We start from the raw sequence: 16,978 nt of genomic DNA on the forward strand, positions 1-16,978 counted from the left end.
GAGGTCACAGCCACAGCCTTTCTGTCGCCCTCCAGGCCCCGCAAGAAAACTTTCAAAAAGACCCTTGTTTTGCAAACGTTTGCAGAGAAAAGTGGACGCCACTGCAGATCCCATTTCCAAGCTTTCGTTGCATCAAGGAGGATGTATGTATTTCGCCGACTGGCTCGTTTTAGGGGCCTACTTCGTCGTCATGATAGGGATCGGCTGGTGGGCCAAGAGCCGAGTGAAAAACGCCGCGGACTTCTTCACAGCCGGCGGGAAGATGCCGTGGTGGCTGGCGGGAATCTCCCACCACATGTCCGGCTATTCGGCAGCTGTCTTCGTGGCCTACGCCGCCATCGCCTACACCACCGGATTCGCACTGTATGTCTGGTGGGCGCTCACCATCACCATCGCCTGCCTTGTTGGCGCTGTCTTCTTCGCCCCGCGCTGGCCGCGCCTGAGGCAGCGTTTGGGAATCATCTCCCCGCTCGAATACCTGGCTACGCGCTACAACCTGCCCGCGCAGCAAGTACTGGCTTGGTCCGGTGCCGCATTGAAAGTCTTCGATGTTGCGGCCAAATGGGCGGCCAGCGCGATCCTGCTGAACGTGTTCGCCGGGGTTCCGATCGCCGTTGGCATCCTGATCGTTGGCGGGGTCACGCTCATCTATTCGACCATTGGCGGTTTGTGGGCGGACGCATTGACGGATATGGGCCAGTTCATCATCCAGTCCGTAGCGGGCATTGCGATGCTTATCTTCGCCGTGGCCAAGCTCGGGGGCGTTTCCTCGATCGCGGGAATCTGGTCCCGTCTGCCGGCCTCGCACTCACAGCCATTCGCGGGGGACTACACCATCGGATTCTTCCTCGCCTATTGCCTGATCAGCACTATTTCCTACAACGGCGGAACCTGGAACCTGGCTCAACGCTTCATCGCCGCTCCGTCCGGCTCAGCGGCCCGCAAATCAGTCCTGCTTTCGGGCGCACTGTATCTCGTGTGGCCTCTGGTGCTTTTCTTCCCGATGTGGGCCGCGCCGCTGATCCTGCCCAATCTGACGCACCCGGATCAGGCTTATGCGCTCCTGACCCAGCAACTGCTGCCGGCCGGCCTGGTGGGGTTGGTCGTCGCCGGAATGTTCTCACACACCATGGCCATGACGTCTTCGGACGCCAACGCGATTTCCGCCGTCGTCATCCGGGACATCATCCCTGCGCTGCGCGGTTCCCGGCAGCCCCTGACGTCGCGGGCGGAACTACTGGGTGGCCGGATTTCCACGTTCCTGTTCATCGGATTGTCGATGGTCATCGCCCTGAGCGCGGATTCATTCGGCGGGGTCCTGGGCCTGATCATCCTCTGGTTCGGTGCCTTGGTGGGGCCGATCGCCGTTCCCATGCTGTTGGGGATGTTGCGCCCGTTCCGGCGCTGCGGCCCATCTGCAGCCCTGTTCTCCTGGGCCACCGGTTTGCTCGTTTTCGCACTCGCAAAGTACGCTTTGGCCGCTCCCATCGCGAGCCTGGGCACGGCCAGTGCGCAGACAATCAACGTGGCCGCTCCGGTGCTTGCCTCGGCGATCGTCTATTGCGTCTTCGGCTGGCTGCGCCCGTGGCACAACGAAGCATCCGACGCCCTTGTCGAGTCCCTTGACCGGGACCTTGAGCCGGCCACATCGATTCCAGTCGAAAGCACCGTGGCATGAGCGCAACTGGATCCGAAATACGGGATCAGCTGCTCAAGGGAGTCCTCCCTTGGTGGCTCGAGAACGGGGTGGACAGGGAAAACGGAGGGGTTTTCACCTGCTTTTCCAACGCAGGGCGGTTGCTTTCGAACGAGAAATATACGTGGTCCCAAGGCCGCTGGGCTTGGCTCTGTTCAAGGATTGCGTTTGACAGCGGGGACGGGATCATCGCGGAAAATCCCCAGTTGTGGGCTGCCTTGTCGATTGAAACGGCCAGGTTCATCCAAGAACACGCCATCTTGGACGGCAGCGTGACGGCATACCGCACATCGGCTGAGGGGCAGGCGCTACCGTCCGGGCCGCAAGGGGAGATCGCCGTCAGCGTACTGGCCGACCTCTTTGCGGGCTTGGGCCTGGCGGGTGCAGCCCGGCTTCCCGAAGCGGCTGGCCGCGAACGTGACGAGTGGCTCCAATCAGCCCATGCGCTTCTCGCCCACGCCGAAGAAAGAATCGAGGCCCGGAAGGCTCCGTCCGAGCCCTACCCCGTCCGCGCCGGATTCAAGGACGCGGCCGGGCTGATGCTGCTCCTGAATGTGGGCGCCCAACTCCATTTGGCCTGCGGCTCTGTTGAAAGCGCCGAAACAGCCGGTGCCGCGCTTTCCCAGCTGCTCGGCGACGGATCCTCCGAAGGCATGTGGAAGGCCGACACCTGGTGGGAATACCGGCCTGACAGTAGCGATGACCTGGACACGCTCCTGGCCCGCCACCGCACCCCCGGCCACTTGTTGGAGATGCTCTGGATGGTCATGGAAGCCGCCGAAATAGTGCCCGGACTTGCGCCACGTATTCCGGATTGGCTACCGGACCTTGCCATCCGCGCCCTGGAAGCGGGTTGGGATGACCAGCATGGCGGCATCTTCCGATACGTCGACAGCACCGGGGATGAACCGCGGGGCAGGCTTTTCGGCAACGACCCCTACGAAACGTTGGTGACCCAAACGTGGGACACCAAGCTGTGGTGGGTCCAGGTTGAGGCCCTCTACGCAACCAGGCTGCTCGCCGAGCGTTTCGGGCGGCCCGACCTCCTGGATTGGCATGAGCGGATCTGGTCCTACACCCTCGGCACCTTTCCGGATCCCTCCGGCCAGGAGTGGCTGCAAATCCGCGACCGCGAGGGGAAGCCCCTCGACAAGGTGGTGGCGCTGCCCGTCAAGGACCCCTTCCATATAGCCCGATCCCTCCTCCTGACTACTGAACTAGAAACCCGAAGGACACACACGTGACAGCACTGACCACTTACAGCCCTGTCGTTTCCACACACCCGGACCGGGCCGCACTGGGGGAACACGCCGGCGCGCATGCAGCGGAAACGCTGCGCAAGGCGCTCCGGAACCAGCGGGAGGTCCGGCTGATGCTCGCAGCAGCTCCCAGCCAGGAGGCAACGCTTCAGGCGCTCGTCCAGGAGCCCGGCATCGATTGGAGCCGCATAACGTGTTTCCACATGGACGACTACCTCGCGCTCGAGCCGGACGCACCCCAAGGATTCGGAAACTGGCTGCAACGTACGTTCTTCAGCTTCCTTCCGCCCACCACCTTTCACCGCATCAACCCGGGGAACCCTGCCCAAGACGAAGCGGAGCGCTATGGCACGTTGATGGGCCAAGATCCCTTTGACCTCGTCTTGCTCGGATTGGGGGTCAACGGCCATCTTGCCTTCAACGATCCCCCGGCCGACCTCGCCGACCCGCTGCCCGCCCGCGTCATCAACCTGGACCAAGTAAGCCGCCAGCAACAGGTGGACGAAGGGCATTTCGCCGGTTTCGACGACGTTCCGCAGCGCGCCATCACCGTCTCCATCCCGCGTTTGCTGCATGCCTCCGAAATCATCGCCTCCGTGCCAGGCCGTGCCAAAAGGACCGCCGTCCACAACACCCTGAACCAGCCGATCAGCGGAGACCATCCGGGTACTGCGCTGCGCACGCACCCCAACGTCACCATCTACCTCGACGCCGAATCCGATCCGCGATGAACTCAAATGAGCAGCTCTCGGGCGACTACCTTGGAAAAATCACCGAGCTCCTCGGGCGGATCCGCCTGGAGGAAGCCGAAAACATCAGAGTCGCCGCGGACATTCTCGCGGCCCAGGTAGCCAAGGACGAACTGGTCCACATCTACGGCCCGGGCGGTCATTCGAACCTGGCAAGCCAGGAAGTATTCTTCCGGGCAGGCGGGTTGATGCACGTCTCGGCTATTTTGGACGAAGGCACCCTGCTCTCCGGCGGTGCCCTCCGCTCTATGGCCATGGAACGGACTCCAGGTTACGGCCGGATCGTCATCGAAGACGCGGGCCTCGGACCCGGGGATGTCCTCATCCTGGTCAACGCCTACGGCATCAATAGCGCGCTCATTGACGCGGCGCTGACGGCACGCGAACTATCGGTCACGACCATCGGCGTTTCCTCGCGCGAGCACGCGGAGGAAACAGCCGGTGACCACCCCGCACGGCATCCGCAAAAACTGAACCTGCACGACGTCGTCGACCACCACATCGACACGAAGGTTCCGGTCGGGGACGCCGTCATGGAGGTCCCCGGGGCAAAGGAAAAAACGGCCGCAGTGTCCACCTTCGCCAACGCCTTCACCCTCAACTGGCTCATGATGTCCACCATCGGCAAGCTGAACGAAATCGGCATTGAGCCGCCATTGTGGCGATCGGGAAATGCTCCAGGCGGGGACGAAGCCAACCAGCAGTTCATTTCACGTTTCAAAGGACGGGTACACAAGCTGTGACACACCCCAAAACGATCGTGGGCAAAGACCCCCACCGGGGGATCAACATAGAAATCGCCTACGACACGACCATCCTGTCGGTGCGGGAGATCGGCCCTGACCAAGGGGTGCCCGTGATCGCGCCGGGATTTATCGACGGCCAGGTCAACGGTTACGGCGGCCTGGACGTCAACTCCGCCGACGTCTCGCCGCAAACCATCATCAACCTGAGCGCGGAGCTTGCGAAACTGGGCGTCACCACGTGGGTCCCGACCATTGTGACAGCGTCGGAGGAGGCAATCACCGTCGCGCTCGAACAGATCAAGCGTGCCTGCGACATTGATCCGACCACCAGGGCAGCCATCCCCTGCGTGCACATCGAGGGTCCTTTCATCTCGGACCAGGACGGTCCCCGCGGTGTCCACGACGCCGCCTTCGTCCGTCCCTTGGACGCAGATGAGATTCGGCGCTGGCTTCGCGCAAGCGGAATGGTCGGCATCGTCACCGTCTCCCCACATACGCCCGATGCGCCGGCCCAGATCGCCCGGATCCGCGAACTCGGCGTCGAAGTGGCCATTGGACATACGCACGCGAGTCCTGAACAAATCACGGCTGCCATCACCGCGGGAGCCGGTCTGGCCACCCATCTGGGCAACGGCATCGCCACCACCCTGCCAAGGCATCCGAATGCCCTGTGGACTCAACTCGCTGACGACCGGCTCACGGCGGGACTCATAGCGGACGGCCACCACTTGCCCAGCGATACGCTCAAAGTCATGATCAGGGCAAAGACCCCCGAGCGCGCTTATCTGGTGTCTGACAGCACCGCACTGGCCGGTAGCGCGCCTGGCCGCCACCTCACTTCCGTGGGCGGCCTCGTGGATCTCGCTCCTGGCGGGAGGCTCTCCCACGTGGGTACGGACCTGCTCGCAGGGGCCGCCGCTACCCTCCCGGACGGATTCCGCAACGTGATCCGCAACGTCGGCCTGGAGCTACCGGAAGCCCTCAAAATGGTGACGTCCACTCCCGCCCGGGTGATTCCGGGCACCCGGCCGGGGCTCGGCCACCTTCGAGTCGGTTCCCCGGCAGATTTCGTCCTGATCACCGGGGAGGGACCCGGAGCCGGGACCATTACCGAGGTCATCCAGTCCGGCCGGAAAGTATCCGGCGGACCGGAATGAGCACCCCCCAAGCCGAGCAGGGCGTCCTGAGGGTGGGCGCCGCCGTCGTCGGGATCTCGCCGCCCGCAGGTACCCCAATGGCCGGATTCGCGGCGAGGACTGAACCGAGCACCGGTGTCCACGATCCCCTGACCGTCCGGGCGTTGGCTGTCGATGACACGTGCTGGATCACCGTGGATGTGTGCGGCCTGCACGAAGACACATGCACCCGCATCGCACGCGGCCTGCCCTTCATGCCGGAACGTGTCGCGATCACCGCGACGCATACCCACGCAGGTCCGTGCGTTATGCCGGGCCGACTCGGAGGCCATGACCCGGGTCTCCTGGAGGAGATAGTCGTGGCTTGCCACGAGGCCGCCGAGACCGCGTTGGCCTCCCAACAGCCTGCCACCTTGCACTACGGCGAATCGCGCGGAGTGGACATTGCCAGGAACCGACGCCATCCCGAACGTGCCGTGGACCCGCCCGTCCAAGTCGCCACATTCAGCGACGAAGCCGGACAAGTGCTTGCCTGGATCCTGCTCTATCCGTGCCACCCGGTGGTCCTGGGTCCGGAAAACCGGCTCATCAGCGGCGACTATCCGGCGTTCACCAGGAGCGTCCTGGAGGAACGTTCCCCAGGCTCAGTGGCCCTTTTCCTGCCCGGGACCGCCGGTGACATCAACTCGGGCCATCGTGCCGACGCGTCGTACTCGCTTTCCGGCTCAACGGGCAGGACGATGGAGCAGGCGCGAAAGATCGGAGAACATGTGGCGGCATCCGCGTTGGGGACCCCGCTATTGCCGGTCTTCGGTTCCCGGGAGACCTCGGCGGCCCGGAGGACCGTCGGCGTCGCAATGAATGCGCGCGACGCGGTTTCCCCCTCGGCGTTGGGCCGGCAGTGGGAGGCCGAAGCGGTTTCTGCCGATCCGGGCCGGCGATCCCTTCTCAACACGTGGATGCAGTGGGCGATGGACCGCGGTCCCGACGACAAAATGTCCTGGCGCGCGCCAGTGAGCGTCTTCAACTGGCAGGGCCTGACCCTCGTAGGACTACCCGGAGAACCATTCTTGGCCGCAACGGAAGCCATCGCCTCCGAGCTCGAAGGGCCCGTATTCGTCACGGGCTACACCAACGGGTGCCCCGGATACTTCCCGAGCGCGGACGAATATGACTTCGGAGGATACGAAGTGGAGGACGCGCACCGCTATTACGGTATGCCTGCCCCCTTCGCGCCTGGCAGCGCGGAAGCCCTGGTCCGTGCCGCATTGGAGCTCGTGGGTGAGCCCCAATGACGGGCCGTCCAACCATCACGCAATTGGCGGCCGAACTCGGCATAGCCCCCTCAACCGTGTCCAGGGCCTTTACCCGGCCAAACCTGCTCAAGCCCGAGACGGTGGCAATGGTTCAAAAGGCTGCCGAAGCCGCCGGCTACGTACCGAACCATCACGCTCGCGCCCTCTCGACAGGACGCGCCGGCGCTATCGGACTCATCGTGCCGGACATCGCCAACCCGTTCTTCCCTCCACTGGTCCGCGCGGCCCAAAACTACGCGAGCGACCTCGGACTGTCCGTGTTCTTGGCGGACACGGATGAAGACCCCACCCGGGAAGACCGCCTCATCTCACGGATGGCGCCCCAGGTCGAAGGGTTGATCGTCGTATCTTCCCGGCTCGCTTCGTCCCGCATCCGGCAAATCGCCGATTCCCAGCGGGTAGCCTTCATCAACCGCGATGTTCCGGAGACGTACCGGATCCTCCTGGACACTACGGCCGCCATCCGCTCCGGTCTGACGCACCTGTCCGGGCTCGGCCACCGCCGCATCGCCTACGTCGGCGGGCCACCACAATCATGGGCAAACAAGCAGCGCCGCTCGGCCGTGGACAACTTCTCGAAGGCCCACGCCCTCGAGGTCATGCACTTCAGTGCGGACCCGGGCACCTATGACGCCGCGAAGGCTCTGAGCGATTCGGTGGCAGCGTCCGGAGTCACCGCAGTCATCGCTTTCGACGACGTGATCGCGCACGGCTTGATGGGCGGGTTCGCTGCCGCGGGCGTTGACGTCCCGAAGGACTTGAGCGTCATCGGATGCGACGACACCCTCGCGACCGAAACGTTTCCTGCCCTTTCGACGATCGCGGTCAATGTCGGTGCTGCAGCCCGGCGCGCCGTCGCTGCCCTCTCCGAGAACCCAGGCTCAACCAGCCTGACGGGCGCAAGGATCATCTTCGAGGGAACCCTCGTCCTCAGGGGAACAACAGGACCGGTCCGTCCCGCATCCAGCCCGCTGACGCTAGAACCGGAGCTCGATCACCCATCGACCGGAAGCGTCCAGGCTCGCCGTGGCAGTGACAGCTGAATAGTCCGCGATCTGCCACAGCCCATCCGCCGCCTCGCCGCCGGCGTCGCCCACCACCACGGTCCGCATTCCGGCCGCACGGGCGGAAGCGATGCCCGCGGGGGCATCTTCGAAGACGACGACGTCGGCCGGCTCGGCACCCAGCAGCGCTGCGGCCCTGAGGTAGCCTTCCGGGTGCGGTTTGCCACGGGTCACGGCCTCGGAGGTAACAGTGGTCGCGGGCATCTCGAGTCCGGCTGCCTGCATGCGCACCCCGGCAAGGATCCGATCGGCCGAGGTGACCATGGCGACGGCGTCGGCAGGCAAGGACCGCAACAGTTCCGCGGCTCCGGGCAACGCAACGATCCCGTCCGTCCGGGTCCGTTCCATCTCGCCGAGTTCCTCCGCGAGCGCGTCGATGTCAGCTCCGGCGGGTGCGAAACGGCGCACCGTGTCCTTGGCTTGGACACCGTGTGAAGTCCGCAGGATCTCCTCGATATCCAGTCCGTACCGGCCCGCGAATTCGCTCCAGACTTCCTCCACGATCGCGGTGGAGTCCACCAAGGTTCCGTCCATGTCGAAGAGGACAGCCCGGACGGTCAGGGTTTTCACGGCTTCAGCAGGCAGGTTCATGCATCCATCCTGCCTGCTGAAGCCGGTCTGCGGCCCAACTCTTACGGTGTGAGTCCTAGCCGTTGGGCCGGTGGGGGATGTACTGAACGGCCCATTTGTTGCCGTCCGGATCGGCGAAGTACACAAAGTGGCCCCAATCCTGGATGTCGATGTCGCTGACTTCCACGCCGTTGGCCTTGAGCTGGCTGTGGGCCTCCTGGATATCCCCCACCACCATTTGCAGGCTGGGAGCGGTGCCTGGAGGGGCGTCGTTGAGGCCCTCGCCGATGCAGATGGAGCAGGCCGAGCCGGGCGGAGTCAGTTGGACGAAGCGAATACCGTCCATGGGCCGCTCGTCGTAGTCGGCGTTGAAGCCCACTTTGTTGACGTAGAAATCCTTGGCGCGGTCCACATCGGACACGGGGACAAACACAAGTTCAAGTTTCCAGTCCATGCGCCAAAGGCTATCGGCGGAGCCCGAAAACCGGTAGGGGCGGAGCACAACGCTGGGTCACTTACGGCCCATGTTGCTGCTCGAATTGGGCCGTAAGTGACCCCGCGTTGACGAGTTCGGCTGGTTAGGCGTTTTGCAGGGAGGGTTCGACGGGGGCGCCCGCTTCCGCTCCAGCCGCCAGGCTGCGTGCGTGGGCGCGGGACGGGAGGAGCCACGCCGCCAACGTGGCGAGGACCAGCACAGACGCACCCACGTAGACGGCGGGAATGGCTGCGTCCACATAGCCCGTGGGAGTGAGTTTGCCGCCGGCTCCCGTGAAGACTGCCGTCAGGACGGCTACGCCCAGGGCCACACCGATCTCCCGAAGGGTGGAGTTGGTTCCGCTCGCCTTCGCGTGGTCCTCGGCGCGCATGTTGGCGAGCACCGCCGTCGACATCGGGGCGAAAACCAGGCCCATGCCGATTCCGGCCGCAACAAAGCCCGGCACCAGGGTTTCATAAGGGACGGTCGCGGAAAGGACTCCGGCCAGCCAGAACATGCCCGCTGTCAGCAGCACGAGGCCCGCAATCATCAGGGTCCTGGTGCCAAGCCGCGGGGCCAACAGGCCGGCAAGCGGTGCCACGAACATGGGCGCCAAGGTCCAGGGCATCGTCATGACGCCTGCTGCGAGGGGTCCGTGGCCCTGTACTACCTGCAGGAACTGGATGAGGATGAAGACAGACCCGAAGATCCCGAAGCTGAAGGTCAAGCCGATCAGGTTTGCCACGGTGAAGCTGCGGTCGCGGAACAGCCGGAGCGGAAGCAGTGGCGCAGCGACCCGGGATTCCCACAGAACGAAGGCAAGCAGCAGGACGCCGCCACCGATCAAGCCGGCGAGGACTTCGGCACTGGACCAGCCGGCGTCGTTCCCCCGGACAATGCCGAAGACGAGCCCCAGGAGGCCAAGTCCGGAAAGAAGAAGGCCTACGACGTCGGCGCGGACGCGGGCGCCGAAGCTGTTCGGCAGCGCGAAGAGCGCCAGAGGAATCGACAGGATGCCGATGGGCACGTTGAGCCAGAAGATCGCTTCCCAGCTCCAGCCTTCCACGACTGCGCCGCCGATCAGCGGCCCCAGTGCGACACCCAGGCCGGAGACTCCGCCCCAGATGCCGATGGCGAGCGGGCGCAGCTTGTCGCTGACCGAGCCCACCAGCAGGGTGAGCGATAGCGGCATGAGCGCTGCGGAGCCAACGCCCTGGACCGCGCGGGCGGCGATGAGCTGCAACGGATCCGTGCTGACGGCTGCCGCTGCGGACGCGAGGGTGAAGATGGCAAGGCCCGCGATGAACACGTGACGGCGGCCGAAGCGGTCACCCATGCCGACGGCCAGCAACATGAACGCCGCGAAGCTCAGGGAGTAGGCATTAACGATCCACTGCAGTTCCTCAACGCTCGCGCCGAGGGCCTTGTGCATGACGGGCAGTGCGTTGGTGACCACGAGGTTGTCCAGTGTGGCCATGAAGACGGGGAGAGAGGCCGCCACAATGGCCAGCCAAACGGGAATGGTGCGTTTCATGATGACTCCACGGGGTCTCTGAGGTGCCGCTGAATCGGGTTGTTGTAATCGAATGATTACTTAAGGCCCAAAGTTAGTTATCGACTGATAACATGTCAAGTGTGGCGAAGAAAACAGGGGGCACAGGCGCCCCGGAATCGGGCTCAAGCAGCAAGGCAACTGCCGAACGCATACCTGCGGCGCAGCGGCGCGAACTGATCCTGGAAGCTGCCACCGGCGTGTTCGCCGAGCGTGGCTACGCTGGTTCCACCACGGACCAAGTGGCAAAGGCTGCGGGCATCAGCCAGCCGTATGTCGTGCGGATGTTCGGCACCAAGGAGACACTGTTCCTGGAGGCCTTGGATCGCGCCCAAGGCAAGCTGCTGCGCGCGTTCCGCGACGTCATCGCAGCGTACGACGCCGGAGAACTCGCCGGAGAATTGCGGCACCTCGATCCTGCCGCCGGGAGCGGCCGCCCGGAACAGCTCAAGCAGCTCATGGCCATCGCCTACGCCGACCTGATCGAGGATCGCGGCATTCTCATGATGCTGATGCAGGCCTCCGTCGCCGGCCATGAACCCGCCATCGGGGCACGCGCCAGGGAAGGATTCCTGGATATTTACCGCCTGGTGCGCGACGAAGCCGGCCTGTCCCCCGAAACCTCCCGCGACTTCCTTGCGCAGGGCATGCTCATGAACACCCTGATCGGCATCCGCCTGCCGGAAGTCTACGAGCAGGACGAGACTGCCGAGGAGTTGCTTGAGTGCACCCTTCGGTCCAAGCTGCCCATGGTGCTCAAGGCAAGCAAGGCCCAGCGCCGCGCGGGTTAGTAGCTAGCCGGACTCCCTAGCCAGCCACGCCGTACAGGCGGTCTCCGGCGTCGCCCAGGCCCGGAACGATGTAGGCCTTTTCGTTGAGCCTCTCGTCGATCGACGCGAGGACGATCTTGACGTTGGCTTCGGAAAGCTCTTCTTCCAACTTGGCCAGGCCCTCGGGGGCCGCGAGCAGGCAGATGCACGTGACGTCCGAAGCGCCGCGCTTGAAGAGGAACTTGATGGCTTCGCGCAGGGTGCCGCCGGTGGCGAGCATGGGGTCCAGCACGAAGATCTGGCGTCCGGTGAGGTCTTCGGGGAGGCGCTCGGCGTAGGTGATGATGTCGAGGGTCTCTTCGTCGCGGGCCATGCCCAGGAAACCGACTTCAGCGGTGGGTACCAGCTTGGTCATGCCCTCGAGCATGCCAAGGCCTGCGCGCAGGATGGGGACCACCAGCGGCGTCGGCTTCGTGAAGGCGGTGCCGATCGCCTTGGTGACAGGGGTTTCGATCTCTACCGCTTCAGTCCTGACTTCGCGGGTGGCCTCGTAGGCCAGCAAAGTGACAAGTTCTTCGGTGAGTTGCCGGAAGACCGGTGAAGGAGTGTTCTTATCCCGCAGAACGGTGAGCTTGTGAGCGACCAGCGGGTGGTCCACGACGAGTGTGCGCATGACTCCAAAACTATCATTGAGGCATGAGCACCAACGAGCCTTATCACGCAGAGCACGCGGCCTGGATGGGTCTGGCCCTGGACGAGGCCCGGCGGGCGCTGCATACGGAGGATGTGCCGATCGGCGCCGTCGTCCTGGGGCCCGACGGCGGCGTGCTGGGTGCCGGGCGGAACGAACGGGAAGCGCACGGCGACCCGACGGCGCACGCCGAGATCGTTGCCATCCGCGAGGCGGCCGCGGCCCTGCAGCGCCATGCCCTTGAACTCGGCGAGGGCGGAGACGGCTGGCGGCTCGAGGACTGCACCCTCGTGGTGACGCTGGAGCCGTGCGCGATGTGCGCCGGAGCCATTGTGCTGGCCCGGATTCCGCGGGTGGTCTTCGGCGCCTGGGATGAGAAGGCCGGGGCTGCCGGATCGGTGTTCGACATCCTGAGGGAACGCCGGCTCAACCACTGGGTGGAGGTGTACGCAGGCGTGCGCGAAGAGGAATGCTCGGCTCTGTTGCGCGATTTCTTCGCGGCCCACCGGAAATAGCAGCTGCCTCCGGATCGCCCTTGAAATTGTGAGGTGTTGGACGTCAGATGGTCTCAGGCAGCACACCTGAGGAGGACCTCATGACCGTCTCGTTCAACCACACCATCGTCTATTCGACGGACAAACGCCGTTCCGCGGAGTTCCTCGCCAAGGTGTTTGGGCTTCCGAAGCCGCAAGCCATGTGGTCCTTCATGACCGTGGCCTTTGACCATGGAGTCGCCCTCGATTTCGCCACGGCGGACCGGCCCATCTCTCCCCAGCACTATGCCTTCCTGGTCAGCGAGGACGACTTCGACGGGATCTTCGCCCGGATCCAGGCTGAGGGCATCCCCTACTGGGCCGATCCTGCACGCTCACGCCCCCAGCAGATCAACCACAACGACGGCGGACGCGGCGTCTACTTCGCCGATCCGGACGGTCATTTCCTCGAGGCGATCACGAGGCCGTATGGATCGGGTGCCGCATGAGTTCCCCGGTGCGCGTCACGGCGATGGTGACCGGCCGCGTCCAGGGCGTGGGTTTCCGGTACTCCACAATGCACCAAGCCCGATCGCTCGGACTGACCGGGGAAGCGGCCAACCAGTTGGACGGCTCAGTGCAGGTCATCGCAGAGGGTGACCGTGAAGCCGTCGATTCCCTGCTGGAATGGCTGCAGTCCCGGGACGCCCCCGGCCGCGTAAAACACGTGGACGCCACCTTCACGCAAGCCACCGGCGAGTTCTCCGGATTCTGGGTGGACTGAAGCACTCCAACCTGAGACCAGCGTTCGCCTTATGAATTGGCACTGTCCAGGGCGTCGATGCGTTTTTGTCGCGATGCCGGCGAGTCCAGGCTGAACGAGCGGAAATCGCCGAGGTCTTCGCGGATCCAGCTCTCCACCTCATTGATCCGCTGGGTGACGGCCGCAGTGGGCTTGTCGAACGTCCATGCCGCGATCCGTTCCTTGCCCGGATCGAATTGCCACAGCCCGATGATCCGTCCCCGGTCCAGGATCGGGTGGTCGGACAGGTCCGCCTGCAGTGCCAGCGTGGTGTCCAGGATCTTCCGGCCCCGATCTCCTTCGGCCAGCATGTCCGCCGAATTCCTGCGCAGCAGTACCAAAGAATCCGTCCCGGCCAGAAGCTGGATCTGTTCCTCCTGCGGCGCCGTGAACGCGGAAAGGTGCTCGACGTCGTCGGGCAGCATCCAGAGCGGCTCGCCTGCCGCCGTCGTCACTTCGACGGCGCCGACGGCGGCCAGCGCCGCCTTGCTCTGCGCGACGGTGAAGCCCGTAAGCCATTGGCTCTGCTTGAACGTCGCTCCGCCAGTCCAGCGCAGGTACCGTTCGATCAAAAGCGCCCGGGCGGCGTCGTCGTCGAGGCCACTGGGCGGCAGCACCCACGACGTGTAGGCGTAGCGCTGCTGGTCGAGGCGGCCGTTGACGGGGACGCGACGGATGCGGCCATCGGCTTGGAGGAGCCCCAGCGCCGTGGGCAGGGTGGTTGACGCACCTTTCTTCTTGCCTTCTTCGCCGAGGCTGCGGACGGATTCGCCGAGCTCGTCCCTGAGCTGCTTGGGATCCATGGGGTCGCTGGATTCCAGGAGGGTGTGGAGTACTTGCTCTTCGAGGAGGGTGATCTCACCGCGTTCGACGCCGAGGCGGGCCAGGACCTTGAACGGCGCCACCGCGGCGTCCCGGCCGACTTGGAGGCCCCACGCGAAGTCGTTCCGGCCCAGGACGTAGGTGCAACCGCGGGCCGTGGGGAGCTCGTGGATCCTCAACTCGGCGACGTCGCGATCGACCTGTTCGCGCCGGATCCCCGCCCGGGCGAAGAGCGTCAGGTAGGGGTTGGCACCGCCCACCGAGCGGGCCCAGCCAGCGCGATCCAGGACTTCCTCGGACGTCTTGCCGGAGAGGGAACCGTCCAGGCCCTGTCTGTGCCACGCCCAGGCGCGGAGGAGTTCCGGGGTGAGCGTTTGGGTGGAAAGCACGGCGGACGTCATGGCCCCATTCTGCACCGTTTATCCGCCATCCGGGGCGGTCCCGCGCGAGCTACCACTCGAAATCCAGCGAGAAGCCTGCCCAGGCGTCGGGATGTTCCCGGAGGAGGACGTCGACGCCGGCGAGCGCACCGCCGTCGTCGCTCTCGCGGACTTTCGCTGCAACCGCCTCAGCGATGAAGCGGGCCAGCACTTCCGTCGTCGTGAGCTGTCCGGCGAAGTCCGGGTGTTCGTCGAGGTTCTTGTAGTTGAGGCCGGCCAGCACCTCGTCCACGATGGTTCCAGCGGCGCCGATGTCCAGGACGATCGCATCGTCGTTCAGTTTGGCCCGACGGAATGTCACCTCGGCCACGAAAGTGGCTCCGTGGAGTCCTTGGGCCGGGCCGAACGATTCCCGCGGAAGGCTGTGGGCGATCATGAAGTGCCGGCGGACGGTGAGTCTGAACATCGTTATGCCTCGTTTCCTTCCCGCTGCGGGGTCCCGGGGTAGTTGATGACTCGGCAAAGGTCGTCCAGCTCGCCGTTTTCCAAGCCTTGGAAGACCTCCGGCAGCTCCTCGAATTGCGACTCTCCCGTAAGGAACGCGTCGAAAATGGGGTCCCGCAGCAGAGAGACCGCCAGTTCCAGCCGCTCTCTTGAGGTACGGCTATGCCGGCGCGAACGTGCCACCACTCCCACCTGGCTGGCTCGGATGGTGAGGCGCCGGGCGTGGAAGTCCTCCCCCAGCGGCAAGGAGACCTTCCGGTCCCCGTACCAGGACATCTCAATGATCTCGCCCTCGTCCCCCGCTAATTGCAGGCTACGGGCCAGCCCTTCATCCGTGGCCGAGCAGTGGAACACGATGTCGCAATCCTGATGCGCGTCGTCCGGGAGCACGAACTCCACGCCCAGGGATTCCACGAACCCGCGCTTCGCCGGGTCCGTCTCCACCAGTTGCAAGCGCTCCAGCGGGAAACCGCGCAGGAGCGCCGCGGTCATGCCGCCCACCAATCCGGCGCCGACGACGGCGATCCTGTCACCCAGGCGGGGCCCCGCCTCCCAAAGGGCGTTGAGGGCGATTTCGGCGATGCCAGTGAGCACAGCGCGGCGTTCCGGCACGCCGTCGGGTATTCGGGTGAGTGAGGTGAGCGGCACGACGTAGCGGTCTTGATGCGGGTGCAGGCAAAACACATTCTGGCCGATCCAGTCCTCGGGGCCTTGTTCAACTATTCCGACCGATAGATAACCGAACTTGACCGGCGCGGGAAAGTCCCCGGTTTGATGGGGGGCCCGCATCGCTTTCGCGGTTCGTGTGGGCACGTGCGCTTCATGGACCACGAGCTCTGTGCCCCTGCTGATTCCCGAGTACAAAGCACGGACCACAGCCTCGCCCTGCGCCGGCGCCGGAAGGTCCTCGCTGCGGAGCTCGCCTTGGCACGGGCCGACCGTCCAGTAGGCCAGGGCCGTTTGGGGGTGCGTGTTCTGGGTGTCCGTGTTCTGCGGTGCGTTTCGTGGAAGAGTCATCGTGCTTGCGAATCTAGTCCTGCGGCTGCGATTACGAAAGGGAAGGCTACTTACTAAGCGGGTGCCGCCCGGCCGTTTTGGGGAACGGGCCTCCACTCCGGTACCCTATTTCAGTTGGTGACGTGTCCGAGCGGCCGAAGGTGCAACACTCGAAATGTTGTTTGGTGTAAAAGCCAACGTGGGTTCAAATCCCACCGTCACCGCCAATGAAAACCCCCGGGAAACCGGGGGTTTTCTGCATTCTCAGGAGCTTCGTGGTGCATTTTTGGTGCATGTTTCGAGGAATTGCGGCCGCAACGAGGTACTGAAGCACCTGCTGTAGTGCGACGATCACCCCGATGGCCGGTGTCATTCGCCCTTACCTTAGTGAGGGAAGTTCCGTATCCGTCCTGACTTCGGTCATCTCATCCCGGTTTGACGAGGTTCGAGCCGCTGATCTGCGGCCATGCCTCAGGGGATGGCCCATTTGTTGCCCTAATTGGTGTCCTATCTGGCGAGTCAGCTGTTAAACACAAATAGTCCCCAGCTACCATCTTCCCTTTGCGGGTTACTCGTAGCCGGGGGCTATTTTTTGTGCCCAGAATCAGAGCGTCATTGACCGACTGCTCAAATGTTTGACGTGTCGAACTCCACAACTTCACCCTGTTCGCCCATGGTGACGACGCGGGTCCGGCAGCGCTTGTCCGCCGGTACGCTGAAATAGTTCTTGCCAGTCCACCATCCGCGAAGCTCCTGAAGTGCGGTAAGCATTCCATTTGGGGTGTACGCAATCTGGACGACCACCCAATCCAGTCCCGTCACTGTGTTCGGATCAGGGACCACGGAGGCTGGACGCACCTTCTCCGCTGGTTCCTTTGCGAGTGATTCAAAACCATTCATGGGACTGCCCCGGCTTTTGTTGACTCGGGGTCTTAGGCCGCTGTGAGCGCGGTCCGGTTGATTGTTTCATATTCGAT

The 16,978-nt window shown here is 64.2% G+C and carries 19 protein-coding genes and 1 tRNA gene; 12 read left to right on the forward strand and 8 right to left on the reverse strand.

Features of this window, described 5'->3' with window-relative positions; genetic code table 11:
• Positions 1–145 precede the first annotated feature (145 nt).
• Genes AC3WJU_RS17955 through AC3WJU_RS17985 form a run of 7 tightly spaced genes read left to right on the forward strand, consistent with a single transcriptional unit; the run spans position 146 to position 7,945 of the window.
• A complete protein-coding gene (locus tag AC3WJU_RS17955) occupies positions 146–1,678 on the forward strand; it encodes a sodium:solute symporter family protein (RefSeq protein ID WP_059388613.1) in 1,533 nt (510 codons plus the stop codon).
• A complete protein-coding gene (locus AC3WJU_RS17960; protein WP_059388612.1) occupies positions 1,675–2,940 on the forward strand; it encodes an AGE family epimerase/isomerase in 1,266 nt (421 codons plus the stop codon). Before AC3WJU_RS17955 ends, AC3WJU_RS17960 begins: the two co-directional genes overlap by 4 nt.
• Positions 2,937–3,686, forward strand: a complete 750-nt coding sequence (locus tag AC3WJU_RS17965; protein WP_216363182.1) for a 6-phosphogluconolactonase — start codon at positions 2,937–2,939, stop codon at positions 3,684–3,686. Before AC3WJU_RS17960 ends, AC3WJU_RS17965 begins: the two co-directional genes overlap by 4 nt.
• Positions 3,683–4,447 (forward strand): sugar isomerase domain-containing protein, encoded by a 765-nt coding sequence (locus tag AC3WJU_RS17970; RefSeq protein WP_492260504.1) that lies wholly within the window; start codon positions 3,683–3,685, stop codon positions 4,445–4,447. Before AC3WJU_RS17965 ends, AC3WJU_RS17970 begins: the two co-directional genes overlap by 4 nt.
• Positions 4,444–5,607 (forward strand): N-acetylglucosamine-6-phosphate deacetylase, encoded by a 1,164-nt coding sequence (locus tag AC3WJU_RS17975; RefSeq protein WP_492260505.1) that lies wholly within the window; start codon positions 4,444–4,446, stop codon positions 5,605–5,607. Before AC3WJU_RS17970 ends, AC3WJU_RS17975 begins: the two co-directional genes overlap by 4 nt.
• Complete coding sequence (locus AC3WJU_RS17980; protein WP_492260506.1) at positions 5,604–6,881, forward strand: neutral/alkaline non-lysosomal ceramidase N-terminal domain-containing protein; 1,278 nt, start codon at positions 5,604–5,606, stop codon at positions 6,879–6,881. The genes AC3WJU_RS17975 and AC3WJU_RS17980 overlap by 4 nt, the downstream gene beginning before the upstream one ends.
• Positions 6,878–7,945 (forward strand): LacI family DNA-binding transcriptional regulator, encoded by a 1,068-nt coding sequence (locus AC3WJU_RS17985; protein ID WP_441433432.1) that lies wholly within the window; start codon positions 6,878–6,880, stop codon positions 7,943–7,945. Before AC3WJU_RS17980 ends, AC3WJU_RS17985 begins: the two co-directional genes overlap by 4 nt.
• On the opposite strand, the gene AC3WJU_RS17990 is transcribed toward AC3WJU_RS17985, so the two are convergent.
• From AC3WJU_RS17990 to AC3WJU_RS18000, 3 genes are all read right to left on the reverse strand, one after another.
• A complete protein-coding gene (locus tag AC3WJU_RS17990) occupies positions 7,880–8,557 on the reverse strand; it encodes an HAD-IA family hydrolase (RefSeq protein ID WP_306962603.1) in 678 nt (225 codons plus the stop codon). The genes AC3WJU_RS17985 and AC3WJU_RS17990 overlap by 66 nt on opposite strands.
• A gap of 55 nt (positions 8,558–8,612) precedes the next feature.
• Positions 8,613–8,990, reverse strand: a complete 378-nt coding sequence (locus tag AC3WJU_RS17995; protein ID WP_059388606.1) for a VOC family protein — start codon at positions 8,988–8,990, stop codon at positions 8,613–8,615.
• A 124-nt stretch (positions 8,991–9,114) separates the two neighbouring features.
• Complete coding sequence (locus AC3WJU_RS18000) at positions 9,115–10,545, reverse strand: MFS transporter (RefSeq protein ID WP_492260507.1); 1,431 nt, start codon at positions 10,543–10,545, stop codon at positions 9,115–9,117.
• Positions 10,546–10,646: 101 nt separating this feature from the next.
• Between AC3WJU_RS18000 and AC3WJU_RS18005 the strand changes: the two genes are divergently transcribed.
• A complete protein-coding gene (locus tag AC3WJU_RS18005) occupies positions 10,647–11,354 on the forward strand; it encodes a TetR/AcrR family transcriptional regulator (protein ID WP_492260508.1) in 708 nt (235 codons plus the stop codon).
• A 16-nt stretch (positions 11,355–11,370) separates the two neighbouring features.
• Here AC3WJU_RS18005 and upp read toward each other — a convergent pair whose 3' ends face one another.
• Positions 11,371–12,006: a uracil phosphoribosyltransferase gene (gene upp, locus AC3WJU_RS18010; protein WP_059388604.1), complete on the reverse strand. Its 636-nt coding sequence runs from the start codon at positions 12,004–12,006 to the stop codon at positions 11,371–11,373.
• Positions 12,007–12,029: 23 nt separating this feature from the next.
• On the opposite strand from upp, the gene tadA reads away from it, so the two are divergent.
• From tadA to AC3WJU_RS18025, 3 genes are all read left to right on the forward strand, one after another.
• Positions 12,030–12,539 (forward strand): tRNA adenosine(34) deaminase TadA, encoded by a 510-nt coding sequence (tadA, locus tag AC3WJU_RS18015; protein WP_284988734.1) that lies wholly within the window; start codon positions 12,030–12,032, stop codon positions 12,537–12,539.
• Positions 12,540–12,619: 80 nt separating this feature from the next.
• On the forward strand, positions 12,620–13,006 hold the full coding sequence (locus tag AC3WJU_RS18020; protein ID WP_284988733.1) for a VOC family protein: 387 nt from the start codon (positions 12,620–12,622) through the stop codon (positions 13,004–13,006).
• Positions 13,003–13,281 (forward strand): acylphosphatase, encoded by a 279-nt coding sequence (locus AC3WJU_RS18025; RefSeq protein WP_284988732.1) that lies wholly within the window; start codon positions 13,003–13,005, stop codon positions 13,279–13,281. The genes AC3WJU_RS18020 and AC3WJU_RS18025 overlap by 4 nt, the downstream gene beginning before the upstream one ends.
• Positions 13,282–13,310: 29 nt before the next feature.
• Here the strand turns inward: AC3WJU_RS18025 and AC3WJU_RS18030 are convergent, their stop codons facing one another.
• The 3 genes from AC3WJU_RS18030 to AC3WJU_RS18040 are packed head-to-tail and all read right to left on the reverse strand — an operon-like array spanning position 13,311 to position 16,022.
• Complete coding sequence (locus tag AC3WJU_RS18030; RefSeq protein ID WP_492260509.1) at positions 13,311–14,522, reverse strand: DNA glycosylase AlkZ-like family protein; 1,212 nt, start codon at positions 14,520–14,522, stop codon at positions 13,311–13,313.
• 49 nt (positions 14,523–14,571) lie between these two features.
• On the reverse strand, positions 14,572–14,967 hold the full coding sequence (locus AC3WJU_RS18035; RefSeq protein ID WP_492260510.1) for a 6-pyruvoyl trahydropterin synthase family protein: 396 nt from the start codon (positions 14,965–14,967) through the stop codon (positions 14,572–14,574).
• 2 nt (positions 14,968–14,969) lie between these two features.
• Positions 14,970–16,022, reverse strand: coding sequence for a zinc-dependent alcohol dehydrogenase (locus tag AC3WJU_RS18040; protein WP_492260511.1), 1,053 nt, complete (start codon positions 16,020–16,022; stop codon positions 14,970–14,972).
• 116 nt (positions 16,023–16,138) lie between these two features.
• On the opposite strand from AC3WJU_RS18040, the gene AC3WJU_RS18045 reads away from it, so the two are divergent.
• Positions 16,139–16,228, forward strand: a tRNA-Ser gene (locus tag AC3WJU_RS18045).
• Between the two features lie 400 nt (positions 16,229–16,628).
• Here the strand turns inward: AC3WJU_RS18045 and AC3WJU_RS18050 are convergent.
• Positions 16,629–16,901 carry a hypothetical protein gene (locus AC3WJU_RS18050; RefSeq protein WP_492260512.1) on the reverse strand — a complete coding sequence of 91 codons (273 nt, stop codon included), beginning with the start codon at positions 16,899–16,901 and terminating at the stop codon, positions 16,629–16,631.
• Positions 16,902–16,978: the final 77 nt, after the last annotated feature.

Source organism: Arthrobacter sp. FW306-1B-F12A (assembly GCF_058781865.1).

What these genes read in the sequence shown, in the direction of transcription:
- AC3WJU_RS17955 (WP_059388613.1), top strand. Translation starts at nt 146, where the DNA reads ATGTATTTCGCCGACTGGCTCGTTTTAGGGGCCTACTTCGTCGTCATG.
- AC3WJU_RS17960 (WP_059388612.1), top strand. Translation starts at nt 1,675, where the DNA reads ATGAGCGCAACTGGATCCGAAATACGGGATCAGCTGCTCAAGGGAGTC.
- AC3WJU_RS17970 (WP_492260504.1), top strand. Translation starts at nt 3,683, where the DNA reads ATGAACTCAAATGAGCAGCTCTCGGGCGACTACCTTGGAAAAATCACC.
- AC3WJU_RS17980 (WP_492260506.1), top strand. Translation starts at nt 5,604, where the DNA reads ATGAGCACCCCCCAAGCCGAGCAGGGCGTCCTGAGGGTGGGCGCCGCC.
- AC3WJU_RS17985 (WP_441433432.1), top strand. Translation starts at nt 6,878, where the DNA reads ATGACGGGCCGTCCAACCATCACGCAATTGGCGGCCGAACTCGGCATA.
- AC3WJU_RS17990 (WP_306962603.1), bottom strand. Translation starts at nt 8,557, where the DNA reads ATGAACCTGCCTGCTGAAGCCGTGAAAACCCTGACCGTCCGGGCTGTC.
- AC3WJU_RS17995 (WP_059388606.1), bottom strand. Translation starts at nt 8,990, where the DNA reads ATGGACTGGAAACTTGAACTTGTGTTTGTCCCCGTGTCCGATGTGGAC.
- AC3WJU_RS18000 (WP_492260507.1), bottom strand. Translation starts at nt 10,545, where the DNA reads ATGAAACGCACCATTCCCGTTTGGCTGGCCATTGTGGCGGCCTCTCTC.
- upp (WP_059388604.1), bottom strand. Translation starts at nt 12,006, where the DNA reads ATGCGCACACTCGTCGTGGACCACCCGCTGGTCGCTCACAAGCTCACC.
- tadA (WP_284988734.1), top strand. Translation starts at nt 12,030, where the DNA reads ATGAGCACCAACGAGCCTTATCACGCAGAGCACGCGGCCTGGATGGGT.
- AC3WJU_RS18020 (WP_284988733.1), top strand. Translation starts at nt 12,620, where the DNA reads ATGACCGTCTCGTTCAACCACACCATCGTCTATTCGACGGACAAACGC.
- AC3WJU_RS18025 (WP_284988732.1), top strand. Translation starts at nt 13,003, where the DNA reads ATGAGTTCCCCGGTGCGCGTCACGGCGATGGTGACCGGCCGCGTCCAG.
- AC3WJU_RS18030 (WP_492260509.1), bottom strand. Translation starts at nt 14,522, where the DNA reads ATGACGTCCGCCGTGCTTTCCACCCAAACGCTCACCCCGGAACTCCTC.
- AC3WJU_RS18035 (WP_492260510.1), bottom strand. Translation starts at nt 14,967, where the DNA reads ATGTTCAGACTCACCGTCCGCCGGCACTTCATGATCGCCCACAGCCTT.
- AC3WJU_RS18040 (WP_492260511.1), bottom strand. Translation starts at nt 16,022, where the DNA reads ATGACTCTTCCACGAAACGCACCGCAGAACACGGACACCCAGAACACG.
- AC3WJU_RS18050 (WP_492260512.1), bottom strand. Translation starts at nt 16,901, where the DNA reads ATGAATGGTTTTGAATCACTCGCAAAGGAACCAGCGGAGAAGGTGCGT.